The sequence below is a fragment of the Streptococcus suis genome (assembly GCF_002960425.1).
Taxonomy (GTDB): domain Bacteria; phylum Bacillota; class Bacilli; order Lactobacillales; family Streptococcaceae; genus Streptococcus; species Streptococcus suis_S.
Genome location: NZ_POIZ01000050.1, coordinates 1 through 18,669, shown reverse-complemented (window position 1 = coordinate 18,669; position 18,669 = coordinate 1). Strand labels below are relative to the sequence as shown.

The 18,669-nt window shown below is 42.1% G+C and carries 16 protein-coding genes and 3 pseudogenes; 14 read left to right on the top strand and 5 right to left on the bottom strand.

The window, feature by feature from the left end; genetic code table 11:
• Positions 1 to 134: 134 nt before the first annotated feature.
• From nagA to C1G57_RS06560, 6 genes are all read left to right on the top strand, one after another.
• Entirely contained in the window at positions 135 to 1,283 is a 1,149-nt protein-coding gene (nagA, locus tag C1G57_RS06590) for an N-acetylglucosamine-6-phosphate deacetylase (RefSeq protein WP_105114244.1), read from the top strand.
• A gap of 74 nt (positions 1,284 to 1,357) precedes the next feature.
• Positions 1,358 to 2,359 (top strand): tagatose-bisphosphate aldolase, encoded by a 1,002-nt coding sequence (lacD, locus tag C1G57_RS06585; RefSeq protein WP_105114243.1) that lies wholly within the window; start codon positions 1,358 to 1,360, stop codon positions 2,357 to 2,359.
• A gap of 710 nt (positions 2,360 to 3,069) precedes the next feature.
• Positions 3,070 to 4,029, top strand: a complete 960-nt coding sequence (locus tag C1G57_RS06575) for an ABC transporter substrate-binding protein (protein ID WP_105114242.1) — start codon at positions 3,070 to 3,072, stop codon at positions 4,027 to 4,029.
• A 21-nt stretch (positions 4,030 to 4,050) separates the two neighbouring features.
• The gene (locus C1G57_RS06570; protein ID WP_105114241.1) at positions 4,051 to 5,025 is read left to right on the top strand and encodes an ABC transporter substrate-binding protein; all 975 of its coding nucleotides are present in this window, start codon (positions 4,051 to 4,053) and stop codon (positions 5,023 to 5,025) included.
• Between the two features lie 49 nt (positions 5,026 to 5,074).
• Positions 5,075 to 5,968: an ABC transporter permease gene (locus C1G57_RS06565; RefSeq protein ID WP_105108719.1), complete on the top strand. Its 894-nt coding sequence runs from the start codon at positions 5,075 to 5,077 to the stop codon at positions 5,966 to 5,968.
• A gap of 9 nt (positions 5,969 to 5,977) precedes the next feature.
• Positions 5,978 to 6,778: an ABC transporter ATP-binding protein gene (locus C1G57_RS06560; RefSeq protein WP_105114240.1), complete on the top strand. Its 801-nt coding sequence runs from the start codon at positions 5,978 to 5,980 to the stop codon at positions 6,776 to 6,778.
• Between the two features lie 42 nt (positions 6,779 to 6,820).
• Here the strand turns inward: C1G57_RS06560 and aroB are convergent, their stop codons facing one another.
• From aroB to C1G57_RS06540, 4 genes and pseudogenes are all read right to left on the bottom strand, one after another.
• Positions 6,821 to 7,888 (bottom strand): 3-dehydroquinate synthase, encoded by a 1,068-nt coding sequence (aroB, locus tag C1G57_RS06555; protein ID WP_105114239.1) that lies wholly within the window; start codon positions 7,886 to 7,888, stop codon positions 6,821 to 6,823.
• Between the two features lie 12 nt (positions 7,889 to 7,900).
• Positions 7,901 to 8,770 carry a shikimate dehydrogenase gene (locus tag C1G57_RS06550; RefSeq protein WP_105114238.1) on the bottom strand — a complete coding sequence of 290 codons (870 nt, stop codon included), beginning with the start codon at positions 8,768 to 8,770 and terminating at the stop codon, positions 7,901 to 7,903.
• 42 nt (positions 8,771 to 8,812) lie between these two features.
• Entirely contained in the window at positions 8,813 to 9,838 is a 1,026-nt protein-coding gene (locus tag C1G57_RS06545) for a 3-deoxy-7-phosphoheptulonate synthase (protein ID WP_105114237.1), read from the bottom strand.
• Positions 9,839 to 9,847: 9 nt separating this feature from the next.
• Positions 9,848 to 10,870, bottom strand: a pseudogene (locus C1G57_RS06540) (3-deoxy-7-phosphoheptulonate synthase); the annotation flags it as partial.
• Positions 10,871 to 11,086: 216 nt separating this feature from the next.
• On the opposite strand from C1G57_RS06540, the gene aroA reads away from it, so the two are divergent.
• The 7 genes from aroA (at position 11,087) to C1G57_RS11055 (ending at position 17,952) form a co-directional block, all read left to right on the top strand.
• On the top strand, positions 11,087 to 12,367 hold the full coding sequence (gene aroA, locus C1G57_RS06535) for a 3-phosphoshikimate 1-carboxyvinyltransferase (RefSeq protein ID WP_105114235.1): 1,281 nt from the start codon (positions 11,087 to 11,089) through the stop codon (positions 12,365 to 12,367).
• Positions 12,368 to 12,375: 8 nt separating this feature from the next.
• Positions 12,376 to 12,867 carry a shikimate kinase gene (locus C1G57_RS06530; RefSeq protein WP_105114234.1) on the top strand — a complete coding sequence of 164 codons (492 nt, stop codon included), beginning with the start codon at positions 12,376 to 12,378 and terminating at the stop codon, positions 12,865 to 12,867.
• On the top strand, positions 12,858 to 13,685 hold the full coding sequence (gene pheA, locus C1G57_RS06525) for a prephenate dehydratase (protein ID WP_105114233.1): 828 nt from the start codon (positions 12,858 to 12,860) through the stop codon (positions 13,683 to 13,685). The genes C1G57_RS06530 and pheA overlap by 10 nt, the downstream gene beginning before the upstream one ends.
• A gap of 15 nt (positions 13,686 to 13,700) precedes the next feature.
• Positions 13,701 to 15,023 (top strand): LCP family protein, encoded by a 1,323-nt coding sequence (locus C1G57_RS06520; protein ID WP_105114232.1) that lies wholly within the window; start codon positions 13,701 to 13,703, stop codon positions 15,021 to 15,023.
• Between the two features lie 332 nt (positions 15,024 to 15,355).
• Positions 15,356 to 16,714 carry a 23S rRNA (uracil(1939)-C(5))-methyltransferase RlmD gene (gene rlmD / locus C1G57_RS06515; RefSeq protein WP_105114231.1) on the top strand — a complete coding sequence of 453 codons (1,359 nt, stop codon included), beginning with the start codon at positions 15,356 to 15,358 and terminating at the stop codon, positions 16,712 to 16,714.
• 794 nt (positions 16,715 to 17,508) lie between these two features.
• Complete coding sequence (locus tag C1G57_RS11120; RefSeq protein WP_161941119.1) at positions 17,509 to 17,676, top strand: hypothetical protein; 168 nt, start codon at positions 17,509 to 17,511, stop codon at positions 17,674 to 17,676.
• Positions 17,677 to 17,715: 39 nt separating this feature from the next.
• Positions 17,716 to 17,952: a hypothetical protein gene (locus C1G57_RS11055; protein ID WP_153045613.1), complete on the top strand. Its 237-nt coding sequence runs from the start codon at positions 17,716 to 17,718 to the stop codon at positions 17,950 to 17,952.
• Positions 17,953 to 18,072: 120 nt separating this feature from the next.
• On the opposite strand, the pseudogene C1G57_RS06510 reads toward C1G57_RS11055, so the two are convergent.
• A pseudogene (locus C1G57_RS06510) lies at positions 18,073 to 18,246 on the bottom strand (transposase); the annotation flags it as partial.
• A gap of 255 nt (positions 18,247 to 18,501) precedes the next feature.
• Between C1G57_RS06510 and C1G57_RS06505 the strand changes: the two are divergent.
• A pseudogene (locus C1G57_RS06505) lies at positions 18,502 to 18,669 on the top strand (IS630 transposase-related protein); the annotation flags it as partial.

The following is an 18,669-nucleotide window of genomic DNA, read 5'->3' as shown; positions in this document are numbered from 1 at the left end:
ACAGCCGAAAGGCTGTATTTTTGTTTGAAAAATTGGACATTACTTGACATTATGGAAAAATTGGTATATACTACAATTAGTATATGGTTATAACCAGTATACAGAAATATTATATTGAATTAAGGAGATAGGACGTGTCTAAGTATATATATGCTAAGTCTATTATTTTGAAGGATACTGAGGTAGAGAATGCCTATCTCGAACTAACAGATATAGGTACCTTTGGTAAAATTCTGACAGAAAAGCCTGAAGGGGATATTATCGACTATTCCGACTATCATCTAGCAGCAGGTTTGGTGGATACCCACATTCATGGCTATGCATCCCACGATGTCATGGACAATGATTTTGAAGGCATCAAGGTCATTTCAGAAGGCCTCTTATCTTGTGGGGTGACCTCTTGGCTTCCAACAACCCTGACAGATTCCACAGAAAATTTGGATGCAGTCTGTGAAACCATCGGAACCTATGCAGGTCAGGAAAGAGGTGCCAAGATTCAGGGAATTTTCTTAGAAGGTCCCTTCTTTACAGAAAAATACAAGGGAGCCCAAAATCCCAAGTATATGAGCGATCCATCTATTGAGAAATTGGATAAATGGCACCAGCTCTCCAAGGGCCTGGTCAATAAAATTGCCATTGCACCAGAGAGGGAAGGTGTGACAGAATTTATCGAGTTTGCCAACAGCAAGGCCATTCACACAGCTCTGGCTCATAGTGATGCGACCTATGCGCAAGCAGAAGCGGCTGTAAATGCAGGAGCCAATATTTTCGTCCATGTTTACAATGGCATGAGTGGGCTACATCATCGTGAGCCAGGAATGGTTGGCGCAGCCTTGAACTTAAAAAATGTGTACGCAGAAATGATTTGTGATGGTCACCATGTTCATCCAGCGGCAGCAGAAATTGTTGTCAAGGCGCGTGGCGCAGAAGAAACTGTATTGATTACGGACTGTATGCGAGCAGGAGGCATGGGTGAAGGAAATTCTCGACTAGGAGAATTTGAAGTCATTGTCAAAGACGGCACAGCTCGCCTCAAACACAATGGTAGTTTGGCAGGTTCCATTCTAGAGTTGATCCAGGCTGTTCAGCATGTGGTTGAATGGGGCTTGGTTTCCCTACCGGATGCCCTTCGAATGGCTTCTCTAGCACCAGCTCGCTCTGTCAACATTGATCATGTTTGTGGTCAGATTGCAGAAGGACGGGCAGCAGACTTTATCGTCGTCGATGATGCAGGAAGATTGCAAGCAACCTACTTAGACGGTGTGAAACGATTTGAAAATTAGTTAAAGGCTTCAAAACTGCTAGTTGTACATCAACAGCAACTTAATTGGTAATACTATTTTCCAGGAGGAATCTAATGACAAAATTACAACTTTCTCAGGCTAAATTTGACCACATGACCCGCTTATCAAACAGCGACCAAGTCATTGCAGCCTTGGCTATTGACCAACGTGGTGCATTGAAACGCCTCTTGGCTGCGGCAGCAGGTAGTGGCGAATTTGGAGATGATATTTTGATTGATTTCAAAAAAGTTATCTCAAGTGACTTGACACCTTATGCAAGTTCCATTCTTTTGGATGCTGAGTATGGTGTTCCAGCTTCAGAATTGCGCCATGCAGACTGCGGTTTCATTGCAGCTTATGAAAAAACAGGTTACGATGCTTCCACACCAGGTCGTTTGCCAGACCTTTTGCCAAACTGGTCAGCAAAACGCATCAAGGAATTGGGTGCAGATGCCGTGAAAATCTTGCTTTACTATGATGTAGATGAGAAGCCAGAAATCAACGATATCAAACACGCATGGGTAGAACGCATTGGTAGCGAGTGTATGGCAGAAGATATTCCTTACTTTGTGGAAATCTTGACCTACGATGCCAGCGATATGGATGTCACTTCTCGTGAATACGCAGCTCTCAAACCACACAAGGTCAATGGTGCCATGCGTGAATTCAGTAAGCCACGCTACAATGCAGATGTGCTTAAGGTAGAAGTACCGGTTAACATGAACTTTGTAGAAGGCTACACAGATGAAGAGCCAGTCTATACAGTTGAGGAAGCCAAGGCCTTCTTCAAGGAGCAGACAGACAGTACTCACTTGCCATTCATCTATTTGAGTGCGGGTGTATCTGCCAAACTCTTCCAAGAAACCCTTGTCTTTGCTAAAGAAGCCGGTTCAAGCTTTAATGGTGTTCTTTGTGGACGCGCGACTTGGAAGGATGCAGTAGCTATCTTTGCAAGCGAGGGTGAAGAAGCAGCCAAAGCTTGGTTGGCTGATCAAGGTCGTCGCAATGTCGAAGAGCTTAATGAAGTTCTGGCAACTACTGCTCATCCTTGGACAGAAAAAGTGGAAGTCAGGTAAAAACTTTGAGGCTGGGCAAAAAGCTCAACCTCGTTTCTCAGGGTTCGTGTCAACATCTCAGCGCAGTGGTTGATTGGCAGATTTGTTCGTGTTTCACACTCCAAATCTGACCATTACGACTGTTGCGAACAAAGTTCGCTCTATTTCCAACCTCCAACAGTCACTACTCTGACTGTTGGAGCTATGCGGGGGTGGGAGTGAAACAGTCTGGGGATAGACTGTTTCAGCTCAACAACTGGAAATAAGGACTTGTTGACGAACTCTTTTTTTGACCAGTCGAGTTCTTTCCCGCTCCCTTTTCCATGAAATTATTAAAAGATTTTCGGAAAAAAGTTAAAAAATCTGAAAATTTAAGCAATTTTTGTTGACAAATGCTTGAAAATGAATTAAGATAAGTAAGAATTAAAAATCAATTAGAAAGGAAAACAGAAATGTTACTAATGTGTCAAAATCATTCAGCTAATCATACTTATTTCTACGGCTATTTTAGATAGTGTTTGTAGACATGGTAAACATGGATGCAAACACGGGAACGTAAAGTTTGTATCTATGTGGCTGTAGTTGTTTTGACATGTGCCTCATAGATGATACATCTAAATGGCACAGTAATTCCTTCTGTTTTCATATACAGTTGAAATATAGGACCGTTTAGAGTGTAGTCTAAGCGGTCCTTTCTTGTTCATTTTTTATATATAAAAAGGAGATAAATCATGGGATTTAAAAAAATTATCCTTAGTTCAGTAACACTCTTATCAGCAATTACCATGGCTGCTTGTAGCTCAAGTTCATCAGACAATAGTTCAGTAAATGTTGGTATCATTCAGTATGCCGAGCATGAGGCATTAACTGCAGCCCGTGAAGGTTTTGTGGAAGCCTTGGCAGAAGCAGGCTACAAAGAAGGTGAAAACTTAACAATTGATTTGCAAAATTCACAAGGTGATCAAGCCAATTTGCAGACAATGGTTCAAAAGTTAGCTGGTAACAATGACCTTAACTTTGCCATTGCAACACCAGCTGCCCAGGCCATGTTAAACGCAGATGCTGAAACTCCTGGCGTATTTACAGCTGTAACGGATCCAGTTGAAGCAGGCTTGGTGGAATCCTTGGAAGCCCCAGGAGGAAGCATGACAGGCTCAATTGATGCGACAGATGTAGAGGGGCAAATTGATATGTTAGTCAAAGTAGTTCCCTCTGCAAAAACAGTTGGTATTTTCTACAATTCAAGCGAGGTAAACTCGGAAGTTCAAGCTAATCAGGCAAAAAAAGCGCTTGAAGCAAAAGGGATTAAGGTAGAAGTGACGACTGTTACTTCAACTAACGATGTTCAGCAAGCCATCACTTCATTGGCTGGCAAAGTGGATGCAATCTACCTTCCAACTGATAACACAGTAGCCTCAACAGCTTCAACCATTGGCGATGTTTTGAAAGAGGCAAAAGTTCCAGCTATGGGATCTGACGCAGCGGTTATTGATGCAGCTCTCTTTACCTACGGTGTTGACTACCATGCAATCGGTGTGCAAGCTGGAGAATTGGCAGTTAAGATTTTGGAAGGAGAAAAGCCTGCTGATTTAGCAGTTGAAAAACCAAACTCAGCAGCGATTACAGTTAACGAAGAAATGGCAAATGCTGTTGGTATCGATGCTGCAACCATAAAATCACTAGAAGAATAAACAGTTAGGAGATTGGATTATATGTATAATAAGCTAGTAAAAAAATTGGCAACTATTTCATTGGCAAGTGTAGGTTTGTTAACTCTTGCAGCTTGCTCATCTACATCTGAACAAGCCTCATCTGAAGCGGTTAAAGTTGGTGTCCTTCAGTATATGGAGCATGAGTCATTGACAGCTGCGCGTGAAGGTTTTGTGGCCGAATTGGAAGCAAATGGCTACAAGGAAGGTGAAAAATTGGTCTTGGATTATCAAAATGCCCAAGGTGACCAAGCCAACCTTCAAACTATTTCAGAACAATTGGTTGGGGAAAATGATTTAGTCCTAGCCATCGCAACGCCATCAGCACAAAGTTTGGCGACTGTATCAACGGAAACACCAATTCTCTTTACAGCCGTTACAGATCCATTGTCAGCCGACTTGGTTGAAACAATCGAGAAACCAGGTGGCTTATTGACGGGTACATCTGACCAGGCACCAATTGATAAACAAGTTGAATTGCTAGGTCAAGCTGTTCCAGATGCCAAGACAGTTGGTATTTTGTACACTACTAGCGAACGGAACTCAGAAGTTCAGGTAGAACAAGCCAAGGCATTACTAGAAAAAGCTGGTTACAAGGTTGTTGTCAAAGGAATTACTTCTTCAAATGAGGTCCAAGATGCGACAACTAGCTTGATGAAGGATGTGGATGCTGTTTTTGTTCCAACTGATAATACAGTTGCTTCAACCATGACTATGATTGGTGAATTGTCTGTGGAACATAATGTTCCTGTCATCGGTGGTTCAACAGATATGGTGGATGAAGGCGGTCTTTTGACCTACGGTACAAACTATGAGGCACTCGGTCGTCAAACTGCCAAAATGGCTATTAAGATTATTGAAGGTGCTAAGGTATCTGAAACAGCTGTAGAATATCCTGAAACAGTTAGCCTTCATGTCAACGAAGAAATGGCTAAGAAATTGGGTATTGATACGGCTAAACTATCTGTAACAGAATAAAAGTGGTAAAATAGAACCTAGTTTATTTTTATCAAATAAGGAGAAAATTGTGGATATTATTTTATCAAGCATTTCGCAAGGCCTGCTCTGGTCGGTCATGGCGATTGGTGTTTACCTGACATTTCGTATTTTAGATATCGCAGATATGACAGCGGAGGGGTCTTATCCCCTCGGAGCTGCAGTCTGTGCAACTGGGATTGTTAATGGAGTAAATCCCTTGCTGGCGACTTTTATGGCAGTGCTAGCAGGTATGGTAGCTGGATTGATTTCAGGTTTGCTTCATACAAAGCTCAAAATTCCAGCCCTTTTGACAGGTATCGTCACTTTGACAGGTCTTTACTCTATCAACTTGAAAATTTTGGGTAAGGCCAACGTAGCCCTACTAAAACAAGAAACCTTGGTAACTCAATTGCAGGAATTTGGTCTAACCAAAACAAATGCAGTCTTGGTTATCGGTCTTGTCTTTGTACTAGCAGTTGTAGGTCTGCTTACTCTCTTGTTGAATACTCAAATTGGTTTGGCTATTCGTTCAACAGGGGACAATATCCCAATGAGTGAGGCAAATGGTATCAACGTTGACAATATGAAAATCTATGGCTACATGATGTCAAACGGTCTGATTGCCCTCTGTGGCGCCTTGTTGACACAAAACAATGGCTATGCGGATTTGAACTCTGGTACAGGTACCATTGTTATCGGTCTGGCCTCTGTTATTATTGCAGAAGTAATTTTACGCAACTTGCGCTTGGGTTGGAGATTGTTATCCGTTGTACTTGGTGCAGTTGTTTACCGTTTGATTATCCTTGCAATTTTGGAAATTCCAGGCATGGATGCAGACCTTGTAAAACTCTTCTCGGCTATTCTTTTGGCAACAGTCCTTTATGTGCCAGAATTGCAGAAGAAGCTCAACATTCGTCGACCAAAATTGAACGGAAATGCTTAGGAGGAAGTCATGAAGACTATTTTATCAATACAAAATATTCATAAGACCTTCGAAGCAGGGACAGTCAATGAAAACCATGTCCTTCGTGGGTTGAACTTAGATGTAAAAGAAGGGGATTTCATCTCCATTATCGGTGGTAATGGTGCAGGCAAATCGACTTTCATGAACTCACTTGCAGGTGCCTTGACGGTTGATTCGGGCGATATTTTGCTTGAAGGTAAATCCATTAAGCATGTATCAGTTGCCAAACGCTCTAAGGACATTAGTCGAGTATTCCAAGATCCGAAAATGGGAACAGCCTCTCGCTTGACCATTGAAGAGAATATGGCCATTGCCTACCGTCGTGGACTTTCACGTGGTCTTGGCTGGGGTGTGAAAGATAGTGAACGTGCTATTTTCAAAGAAGCCTTGAAAGAGCTTGGTTTGGGCTTGGAAAACCGTATGAAAGTGGATACGCAGTTCCTCTCTGGTGGTCAACGTCAGGCCTTGACCTTGATGATGGCTTCGCTGGTGAAACCAAAAGTTCTGCTTTTGGATGAGCACACTGCAGCCCTTGATCCAAAAACCAGTGATATGGTCATGGAGCTTACCAAGAAAATCGTTGAAAGCCACCAATTAACTGCCCTTATGATTACGCACAACATGGAAAATGCCATCGAATACGGAAATCGTTTGGTTATGTTGCACCGTGGTCAGATCGTTGTCGATGTAGAAGGTGAAGAGAAGAAGAACCTAACTGTTCAAAATCTAATGGACCTTTTCTACAAAAACAGCGGTGAGAAGCTGACTGACGATGAAATGATTTTATAAGAAAAAGACTACTGATTTATTCAAGTCAGTAGTCTTTTTTTCTTATAGTTGTAGAAATTCCAGCATTTCTTCCATTGGGATTTGGTGTATGGCTGCCTGGCCTAATTGTGGTACGATGACAAGTTTGATAGATTTGCCTCGTGCTTTTTTATCTCGTGTCAAGGCAGCGTATAGTTGGTCTACATTCCAAGGTTGGTGAGCTGTTGGCAGGCCGAATTTTTCGCACATGGCGATGATTTTTTCAGTTATACCAGCTGGCATGAGTTTTTTTCTTTCGGAAGCGCGTGCAATCTGTACCATACCAATGGCAACAGCTTCACCGTGCATGACCTGACCGTAGCCAGCGGTTGCTTCGATAGCATGTCCAATGGTGTGACCGAAGTTTAAGAACAGTCGAACACCATTGTCCAATTCATCCTCGACTACGACCTTGCGTTTAACTTCGCAGGAGTGGTAGATGATATAGTCAGCATGTTCCAAAATGCTCTCGACAGATCCATCTAGTTGGTCCAGGGTTTCCCAGAGCTCCACATCATCTATTAAGCCATATTTGACAACCTCACCCATTCCTTCAATCAATTCACGTTTGCCTAGGGTTTTGAGGGTGTCAGGGTCAATGAGCACACCGTCTGGCTGGCAGAAAGTACCTACCATATTTTTGGCAAATGGTGTATTCACGCCAGTTTTTCCCCCGATAGAAGAATCGACTTGGGCAGTTAGGCTGGTCGGGATTTGTAGGAAATGAATGCCACGCATGTAAGTTGATGCCACAAAGCCAGCCAAATCACCAACGACACCGCCACCCAGGGCAATAATTCCGTCACTGCGTGTCATGCCATTTTTTACGAGAAATTCGTAGGCTTGATTGACAGTGTCAAGATTTTTTGATGCTTCACCTTCTGGAAATGCAAAGATTATGGTTTCAAAGCCAGCTGTTTCCAGACTAGTTTGAACGGTGGCAGCATAAAGCGAACCAACATGATCATCTGTGATAATGGCGATTTTCTGAGGTTTCCAAAGTTCTTTGACCCAGGCACCTGTCTGTGTTAAACTACCTCTTTGAATGAGGATGTCGTAGGGATTGTGGGGAAGATTGACGGTCAGTTTCATCAGATTTCCTCTCTATTTGATGTCGTATTTTTGGACTAATTGGTCCCAAATCAAGTCAGTTGGCATTTCCTTACCAGTCCAGGCTTGGAAGGCTTCGGCTGCTTGGAAGAGAAGCATGCCCAAACCGTTAATAGTAGGGTTGCCTTGTGACTGGGCAAGCTTCAATAAAGGTGTTTCAAATGGTTGGTATATGATGTCCGCAACCAAGAGCTGCTCTGGGAATTCTAGGTTGGCAGGGATAGGTAGAGAAACTCCGTCCATACCGACACTGGTGCCGTTTACCAACAAGTCTGATTTGGTAATTTCTTCTTGCATCAACTGATTATTGTCGTTGACTAGAACCTTTATAGGCACTCCAGTAGCTTGAGCAATTGGTGCAATACTCGCCTGTGTTCTTTCCAAGCTTTGTTTGCGGCAGAAAATAGTAATTTCCTTGGCCCCATCTAGAGCAGCTTGAGCAATGATAGCGGTAGAAGCACCACCACCACCAAGAATGGTTAGGCGTTTGTTCTTTACTTGAAATCCTTTTAGCTTTTCCAAGCTCTTGAAAAATCCAATGCCGTCAGTATTGTGCCCTATTAGCTTTCCATCCTGATGAATAACGGTATTGACAGCTCCAATCAAGCGAGCTGCTGGGGTTAGGTCATCGAGATACGGGATGACAGCCTGTTTATAGGGCATTGACAGATTGATACCAAACATATCATATCGTTTGATATTTTCAAGCGTAACGGCCAAGTCTTCCTTTGGAATTTCCCAAGCAACATATACTCCATTTACACCTGTATCTTGAAAAGCCAGATTATGAATAAAGGGGGAAATAGAGTGTTTGATTGGTTTGGCTACAACAGCAGCTAAGCGAGTATATCCATCAATAGTCACAGGTTTCCTCCATTTTTCATCTGATTTTTTTAATTGTTGAGTTTATAAGGTCTGGTAGATTTCACGGATAAGGTCTTCCGTTTTATCCCAGCCCAAGCAAGGGTCGGTAATGGATTTGCCAAACACTTCAGGGCTATCTTGACGGCCGTCTTCCAAGTAGGATTCAATCATGAAGCCACGGACATATTTGCGAATGGATTCATTCCAAGCCCTATTGATGAGGGTCTGACGGACGATACGGATTTGCTCCAGATAATTTTTACCAGAATTATCGTGGTTGGTATCAATGACGATAAATGGATTTTGAAGGCCAAATTGTTCATACTGTTTGATCGTTTTCAAGAGAATATCGTAGTAGTAGTTTGGCTCATAGGTTCCTTGTTCGGTATTGGCACCACGAAGGATGGCATGGGCAAGCGGGTTTCCATCTGTATCAACTTCGGCATCGCGATAGATAAAATTCTGCTTGTTTTGTGCGGCGTAGATACCATTGAACATGACAGTCAAGTTGCCAGAAGTTGGGTTTTTCATGCCTGTTGGCATGTCAATACCTGAAGCTACAAAGCGGTGTTCTTGGTCTTCAACCGAACGAGCCCCGATGGCATGGTAGGACACCAAGTCTTCCACAAGAGGGTAGTTGGCAGAGTAGAGCATTTCATCAGCAGTTGTGAGTCCGGTCTCAGTAATGACACGGTAATGCAAATTACGAACGGCTGCAATTCCGTTAATGAGGTCTGGTAATTTAGAAGTATCTGGCTGATGAACCAGTCCTTTATAGCCTTCCCCATTGGTACGTGGTTTAGCTGTGTAAACCCGCATGACCATGAAGATTTTATCTTTGACTTCCTCTTGAAGCTTAGAGAGACGACGTGCATATTCTAGAACGGCCTCCTCATTATCTGATGAGCAAGGGCCGATAACCAAGAGCAGACGGTCATCTTCACCTCGGATAATTCTTTTCAGTTCTTCATCGCGCTGATTTTTTGCAGCTAGAAATTCTCCTTCTAACTTGGAAAGTTCCTTTACTTTATCAATGTCTAAACTGGTGCTACGTTTGTGGATTCCCATAGTATTTTCCTATCTGTTGTAAATTTCTCGGATGAGTTCTTGTGTTTTTTCCCAGCCTAAGCAAGGGTCTGTGATGGATTTTCCATAGACATCTGGATTGTCTTGGCGACCGTCTTCGATGTAGGATTCAATCATAAATCCACGAACATAGTTTCGGATGGATTCATTCCAATCACGGTTAATCAAGGTTTGACGAACAATACGGATCTGCTCCATGTAGTTCTTACCTGAGTTATCATGGTTGGTATCAATGATAATGAATGGATTTTTCAAGCCAAATTGGTCATAGAGTTCAATGGTTTCCAAGAGATTATCGTAGTAGTAGTTTGGTAAATATTTACCGTTTTCATCGACTGCGCCACGAAGAATAACGTGGGCAAGTGGATTGCCAGATGTTTCAACTTCCGTATTATTGAATAGGAATGATTGTTTCTTCTGTGCGGCAAAAAGACCGTTGAACATGACTTTGAGGTTACCGGATGTCGGGTTCTTGAGACCAGTTGGAACGTCGATACCTGATGCAACAAACCGGTGTTGTTGGTTTTCCACCGAACGCGCTCCGATAGCGATGTAGGAAACCAAGTCATCAACTAGGGGTAAGTTTTCTGGATAAAGCATTTCATCTGCTGTTGTCAATCCAGTTTCGGTAATGACGCGGTAGTGCAAATTACGAACAGCCTTAATTCCGTTGATAAGACTTGGCGCAGCATCTGTATCTGGTTGGTGCATGAGGCCCTTGTAGCCGTCACCATTTGTACGTGGCTTGGCAGTGTAGACCCGCATGACCATAAAGATTTTATCTTTGACTTCTTCTTGAAGTTTAGCCAGGCGATGTGCGTAGTCCAAGACGGCCTCTTCATTGTCAGATGAACATGGGCCGATGACCAAGAGAAGTCGGTCATCCTCGCCTTTTAAAATCGCCTCAAGCTCACGGTCACGGGCTTGTTTTTTGGCAAGCGTTTCTGGAGAGAGTTTAGAATGTTCTCGTACTTGATTGATATCAATTTTTTCACTGGTTGCTGTAAACAATAGATTGTCCTCTTTCGTAACTAGATTTTTTCAATTATACCATTATTTTTAAGATTTTTAAACAAAGATATGGTATTCCAAGTATAATTTACAGTAAATTCTGAAAATTTAACATAAAAGATATATTATTTTCAGCTATTGTCAATAAATTGTCAAAAAAATCTGAAAATATTTTGTAAATGTGGTAGAATGAAACTAATACTATTTTGAGGTAAAGTCATGAAATTGAGAGTTAATGTAGAAAATTTACAAGGAACTATCCGAGTACCAGGTGATAAGTCTATCAGTCACCGTTCCATTATTTTTGGCTCCATCTCCAAAGGTGTTACTAAGGTCTATGATATTTTACGTGGTGAGGATGTCTTATCCACCATGCAGGTCTTTCGTGATCTAGGTGTCAAAATTGAAGACAAGGGCGATGTGGTGGAGGTCCATGGTGTTGGTTTCGATGGTCTTCAAGCACCCCAAAATTCCTTAGACATGGGCAACTCAGGCACCTCTATTCGCTTGATTTCAGGTGTTTTGGCGGGGCAGGACTTTGAAGCGACCATGTTTGGTGACGATTCTCTATCCAAGCGTCCGATGGATCGAGTGACCATTCCGCTTAGTCAAATGGGTGTGGAAATTTCTGGTCAGACCGAGCGTGATTTGCCACCTCTGGTCATCAAGGGCAGCAAGAATTTACAAGCAATCCATTACCAACTGCCTGTAGCATCAGCTCAAGTCAAGTCTGCTCTGCTATTTGCAGGCTTGCAGGCTGAAGGGGAGAGTATCATCATCGAGAAAGAGTTGACCCGTAATCACACGGAAGATATGATTGTCCAGTTTGGCGGTCAGCTGGATGTCAATGGTAAGGAAATCCGTATCCAAGGTGGCCAGGAATTTACGGCTCAGGAGATTACAGTGCCTGGTGATATTTCAAGTGCGGCCTTTTGGTTAGTAGCTGGTCTGGTGGTGCCAAATTCCAAGATTGTTTTGGAGAATGTCGGTATCAATGAAACGCGTACTGGGATTTTAGATGTTATCAAGGCCATGGGTGGTCAGATGACCTTGTCAGATATTGATGAGATTGCAAAATCTGCGACCATTACGGTGGAAACTTCTGACTTGCAAGGGACAGAGATTGCTGGCGACCTCATTCCACGCTTGATTGATGAATTGCCGATTATTGCGCTTTTAGCGACTCAAGCAAATGGCACGACAGTAATTCGAGATGCTGAGGAACTCAAGGTCAAGGAAACAGACCGTATTCAAGTGGTAGCAGATGCCCTCAATAGTATGGGGGCAAACATTGAGCCGACCGCAGATGGTATGATTATTCATGGTCCGACTGCCTTACACGGTGCGACGGTCAATACCTTCGGTGACCACCGTATTGGGATGATGGCAGCTATCGCGGCCCTTTTGGCTCAGGATGGAGAAGTGGAGTTGGAAAGAGCGGAAGCGATTAACACGAGTTACCCAGCCTTCTTTGACCACTTAAATAGTTTGATAGACTAGGAGAAGCTATGCCAATCGTTTTACTTGGATTTATGGGAGTTGGAAAAACCACCACTGCAAATTTGCTGGATTTACCTGTCTACGACATGGATCAGATTATTGAGGAACGAATTGGCATGTCCATCGCAGATTATTTCAGTCTGGAGGGTGAAGCAGCCTTTCGTCAATTTGAGACAGAAGTCTTGAAAGAATTGTTGACCTTGCCAGCCGATTGTCTCGTGTCAACAGGCGGCGGGGTGGTCAAATCCGAAGAAAATCGTCAGTTGTTGCAAGAAAATAAGGAAAATAATGTCTTATTGACTGCATCGTTTGAAGTTGCCTATGGGCGAATTAGCCAGGATAATCAATCCAAACGTCCCCTCTTTTTACAACATAGCAAGGACGAATTTGAAACCATTTATCAAGAGCGAATGTCCCTCTATCAAGGATTGGCAGATACTGTCATCGATACAGATGATCTAAGTCCAGAACAAGTAGCAAGGAAAATTCTATGCAAGTAGCTTACTTAGGACCTCGTGGTTCCTTTACGCATCAGGTTGCCCAACAGGCCTTTCCAAATGCCGATTTACAAGCTTTTGGGACCATTACAGAAGTGATTAAAGCCTATGAAACAGGGCAGGTTGCTTATTCTGTGATTCCAGTAGAAAATTCTATTGAGGGAAGTGTGCATGAAACCATTGATTACCTCTTTCATCAGGCAGAAATCCATGCGGTTGCAGAAATCGTTCAGCCCATTGCCCAGCAACTTTTGGCGAGCAGTGCGGATAAGACGATTGAGGTTATCTATTCTCACCCACAAGCCATTGCGCAAGGTAAGAAGTATATCTTGGAACATTTTCCTCAAGCTCGGATAGAGGTGACAGCCAGCACAGCCTATGCAGCACGCTTTGTCGCAGAGCATCCAGACCAGCCTTTTGCGGCTATTGCGCCACAAGCAGCAGCAGAGGAATATGGCTTGGAAGTCATTGCCAAGGATATACAGGAAATGAGTGAGAATTTTACACGCTTTTGGATTTTAGGGACAGAAGCACCGATTTTGGCCTTACAGGAGGGGACTAAAAAAGCCAGCCTTGCCTTGACCCTACCTGATAATTTGCCAGGTGCTCTATATAAAGCCATGTCTGTCTTTTCATGGCGAGGGATTAGCTTGACAAAAATTGAAAGTCGTCCTTTGAAAACAGCCTTGGGAGAGTATTTTTTCATTTTAGACCTTGAAAATCAATCCGAGGACCTACTGTCCTATTCCCTTGAAGAATTGACGAGTTTGGGAATATCATGTAAAATACTAGGTAATTATCAAGTATATGTTGCCAGTTAGGATGAAGATGAACGTATGAGGAAAAACAAAGGAATCTTAACCCACCATGAAGAGTTGAGGTTGGATTATTTACATAAAAATATCCATTATTTAAATGACAAGGAACGGCAAGAGCTGGATTATCTTCTCTATAAGAAGGAACTCCGTATTCGCCATGGTCAGCCAAAAAAGACTGCTGTTGAAACTCCTAGACATATCATTGAAGATAGGGAAGAAGATGGGTTTCAAGAAGAAATCGAGCAGGAAGACGATCTTCTTCCGATTTACCCAGAGTCTAGGTCGAGAAGAAGCAGGAAGACAAAGCAAACTAGAACACGGCTAGAAGTAGTGGACGATCTTCCTAAAATGCCAAAGAAGCCAAAACAGAGGAAAAAATGGGGAGTAAAGCGGATTTTCAGTGTCCTAGCCTTAGTCCTTCTATTATTTGTTTTTGCTGTAGGCTTTAGTTTTTTTAAAGGCTTGAATAGTGTAACTGAGCAACCAACTGCTGAAGTATTTAATGGGGTCAGCTCTGCCAATGGTACCAATATTTTGATTTTGGGTACGGATGGTCGTGTTGGTGAGAGTTCGGGGGAAACACGAACAGATACCATTATGGTCTTAAATATTAACAATAGTGACAATAAGGTGAAATTGGTTAGCTTTATGCGGGATACCTTGGTCGACATTGAGGGGTATGAGTATAAATTGAATACCGCCTATACCCTTGGAGAACAAGATAATCAGCAGGGAGCAGAGGAAGTTCGCAAGGCTTTAAAAAACAATTTTGGTATTGATATTGACTACTATGCCATGGTTGATTTTGCAACATTTGCAACGACTATTGACACGCTCTTTCCAGAGGGTGTGACCATTGATGCACAATTTTCAACCATTGATGGTGAAACTGTCAGCTCGGTGGAAGCACCAAATGATTTGCAGCTGGAGGAAAATGCACCACCTTATCAAACCATTCAGGTCGGTCCACAGCAGATGGATGGAAAAACCTTACTCAACTATGCTCGTTATCGCTCAGATGATGAGGGAGATTTTGGTCGTACCAAGCGCCAACAACAAGTTCTGGCTGCAGTCATGACCCAAGCAAAAAATCCTCTGAAGCTTTTTTCAGGAGCTGAAGCACTTGGTAAAGTAGTGGCAATGACCCCGACAACAGTTCCTCAAGCCTTTATGCTCTTCCATGGGCCAGGAGTTGTTATGGATGCAGCCAATGGAATCGAACGAATCACCATTCCTGAAAATGGGGATTGGATTGATGATTACGATATGTACGGAGGTATGGCCCTACGTGTCGACTTTGAAAAATACCAGCAACGTTTAGCTGATTTGGGCTTGCGATAAAAATGTGATATACTAGAGGGAGTGGGAAAGAACTCGACTAGCTCAAAAAGAGTTCGTCAACAAGTATTTATTTCTAGTTGTTGAGCTGAAACAGTCTATTCCCAGACTGTTTCACTCCCACCCCCGCATAGCTCCAAAGGTTCGGGGAACCTTTGGAGGTTGGAGATGAAGCGAACTTTGTTCGCAACAGTCGTAATGGTCAGATTTGGAGTGTAATACACGAACAAATCTGCCAATCAACCACTGCGCTGAGATGTTGACGCGAACTCTGAGAAGTGGCCCTGGGCTTTTTGCCCAGCCTTTTTCATGTCCAAAATTAGAAAGTAGTAACTATGTTTAAGAAAAATGATATTGTTGAAGTAGAAGTGGTGGACCTGACACATGAGGGCCAGGGTGTTGCTAAATTAGATGGCATGGTCTTTTTCGTTGATAATGCCCTTCCAGGTGAGAAGATTTCCATGCGAATTTTGAAACTCAAGAAAAATATTGGTTTTGGCAAGGTGGAAGAATGGCAGAGCCTCTCACCAGACCGTAATCAAGACCTGGATTTGACCTATCTGAGAACGGGTATTGCAGACTTGGGGCATTTGAACTACCCAGCCCAGCTTAAATTTAAGAAAAAGCAAGTTGAAAATAGTCTACGCAAGATTGCGGGCATTTCAGAAATAGAAGTAGAAAATACTCTTGGTATGGACAGCCCTCTTGCCTATCGTAATAAGGCAGCAGTTCCAGTTCGCCGGGTCAATGGCCAGTTGGAAACGGGCTTTTTCCGTAAGAATTCGCATGATTTGGTTCCGATTGAAGATTTTTATATCCAGCATCCAGAGATTGATCAGGTCATCGCATTTACCCGTGATCAGCTACGTAAACTGGATCTCAAGCCCTATGATGAAAAAGAGCAGACAGGCCTGATTCGCAATATCATCGTCCGTCGTGGTCATTATTCTGGCCAGTTGATGCTGATTTTGGTCACAACTAGACCAAAGATTTTCCGTGTTGAAACCCTTATTGAACGTTTGACGAGCCAGTTTCCAAATTTGGTTTCTATCATCCAGAATATCAATGATCAGAATACCAATGCGATTTTTGGACAAGAATTCCGGCTGTTGCATGGCAGTGAAACCATTGTCGACACCATGTTGGGCAATGAATTTGAGATTTCAGCTCCGTCATTCTATCAAGTCAATACAGAAATGGCTGAAAAACTCTATCAGACTGCCATTGATTTCGCAGAATTGTCGGCAGATGATATTGTCATTGATGCTTATTCAGGTATTGGGACCATTGGCCTGTCTTTCGCCAAACAAGTGAAGCATGTTTATGGTGTAGAGGTCGTTGAAAAGGCTGTCCTTGATAGCCAGAAAAATGCTGCTCGAAATGGGATTGACAATGCGACCTATGTTTGTGATAGTGCCGAATCTGCAATGAAAAAATGGGTGGCAGATGGCATTAAACCGACAGTCATCTTTGTCGATCCTCCGAGAAAAGGCTTGACAGAGAGCTTCATCAAGGCAAGTAGCTCTGTAGACCCAGAGAAAATCGTCTACATCTCTTGTAATGTGGCGACCATGGCGCGTGATATCAAGCTTTATGAGGAATTGGGGTACAAATTGACGAAGGTGCGGCCAACTGATTTATTTCCCAATACGCATCACATAGAAGTAGTCGGCTTATTAGAAAAACGCAATTAGCTTGTCCAGTATGCTCTCCTGTTTTCAAGCATACTGCTTCAAAGGTCCACTGGACCTTTGAACTCCCCAACACACATCACATAGAAGTAGTGGGATTATTAGTAAAACGCAACTAGTTTGTCCAGTATGCTCTCCTGTTTTCAAGCATACTGCTTCAAAGGTCCACTGGACCTTTGAACTCCCAAACACACATCATATAGAGTGTGTTGCTCTGCTGGTGAAATATTAGAAACCTTTGAACGAAAGGGATAATGAAAAGCCTTGATTGCAAGGCTTTTTCTTGTATGGTGGGGAAGTACCTCAGTTGAGGTAGTTGAGATGCCAAGGGGGGAGAAGAATTTATTTCCGTAGACGCATGGTGGGGACATGGGGAATCAGTAAAGGGAATGAAAGTCTCTGTTCTTCCTGATTTAAAAAATAATACTGCTGTCTCTCATACTCTTCCTACTGGAAAAATAGAGTAATTACTTGTATACTAAGGATAAATTAATATCCAGAAAGGATTCGCTCATGAAAAGATTTTTCATTTTAACAGCAGGTTTACTGGTATTCTTGTCTGCATGTAATTTTGAAAAAACAAATATTACATCAAATAATGGTAGTTCTACTTCATCAACTATTAGGAAAATTGAGCAATCTCAAAAAAATCAGAGGAATCTGATATAACCTATTCGAAATCGGAAAGTTATTATCGTAGTATTCTTATTCAATCTCGAGATGAACAACGTCATTATATTGAATCTTTACCTCAAGAACAGCAACAAAGCGTTCAAACAACATTTTCTGCAATGGTAATGAAAGCAGAGGAACTCAAACAAGAATTTTCCTCAGACAAAGAGTTAATCGAAATGGTGTTGCATGACTTGTTGGAGGAAGAAAGACAAGTAAGGGATATTTCCACTTTGGAAACTTCTGACTTAATAGAAACTTATGCCAAGAAAAAAAGTATACGTTATCTTTAAGGGACTCCAGCTACACAGCAAAAATATTACGGTTACTCAGTGCCTGATGAATTACTTAAGTCCGTATTTTTGAACGGTAATCCAATATCAATCCAGTTTTATGGTTATGTGATCGGAGAAGGAGAACTGTATATCCTCAAGGATTGCTATGTGAATGAAGCAGGAACAGAACTTATTTTATTTGTTGAAAGAAATGGCCAGAAGTATGTCTTAGAAAGCAGCAAGTCACCAGATAATAAAAAAGTTGATGTTTTTTTAGTCAAGATGAAATTTTAGCTTCTTATTTACAGTAAAAAATTAGATAATTTTAATCAGTGGCGCTAGTTCATTTCAAACTACAATAAAAAGCCCAAATGGACTATACTGTAAGTGACGAAACATACATGAGGTTAGTCCAAATGAGCCACTTATCTCTGTTTCAACCACCTTTTGACCTCTGACATGCACTCTGCGCACGCCAAAAACACCCTTCATCCTACCAAATACAGGTTTGACATCCACCTTGCGTTTGGCATAAATGCAGGCTCCCTCTTTACTTGTCAGTTCCTCTTTGACTAAGTTCTTGAAATATCACGCCAAACGTATGAAGAAAATTTCGTTTTTAGATAACTAATTTTCATAAAAAGTTATATTTTCATCATGAAATTCTGTTATAATGTAGGTGATAACGAGGATAAATCAAAGCAATTACAAAAATATCGTGAAAATATTTTTGGAAAAATGCATGTAGCTAGAAAACAGTTACATGCATTTTCTTCATGCGTACGGCGTGTTGAAATATAGCTAATTGAAACAAAACCAGTACATTTATGATTTTATGTATTTATGGCATATTCATTAGATTTTCGTAAAAAAAGTTCTCGCATACTGTGAGAAAACAGGCAGTATCACCGAAGCATCTGCTATTTTCCAAATTTCACGCAACACCATCTATCAATGGTTAAAATTAAAAGAGAAAACCGGCGAGCTTCGTCACCAAGTAAAAGGAACCAA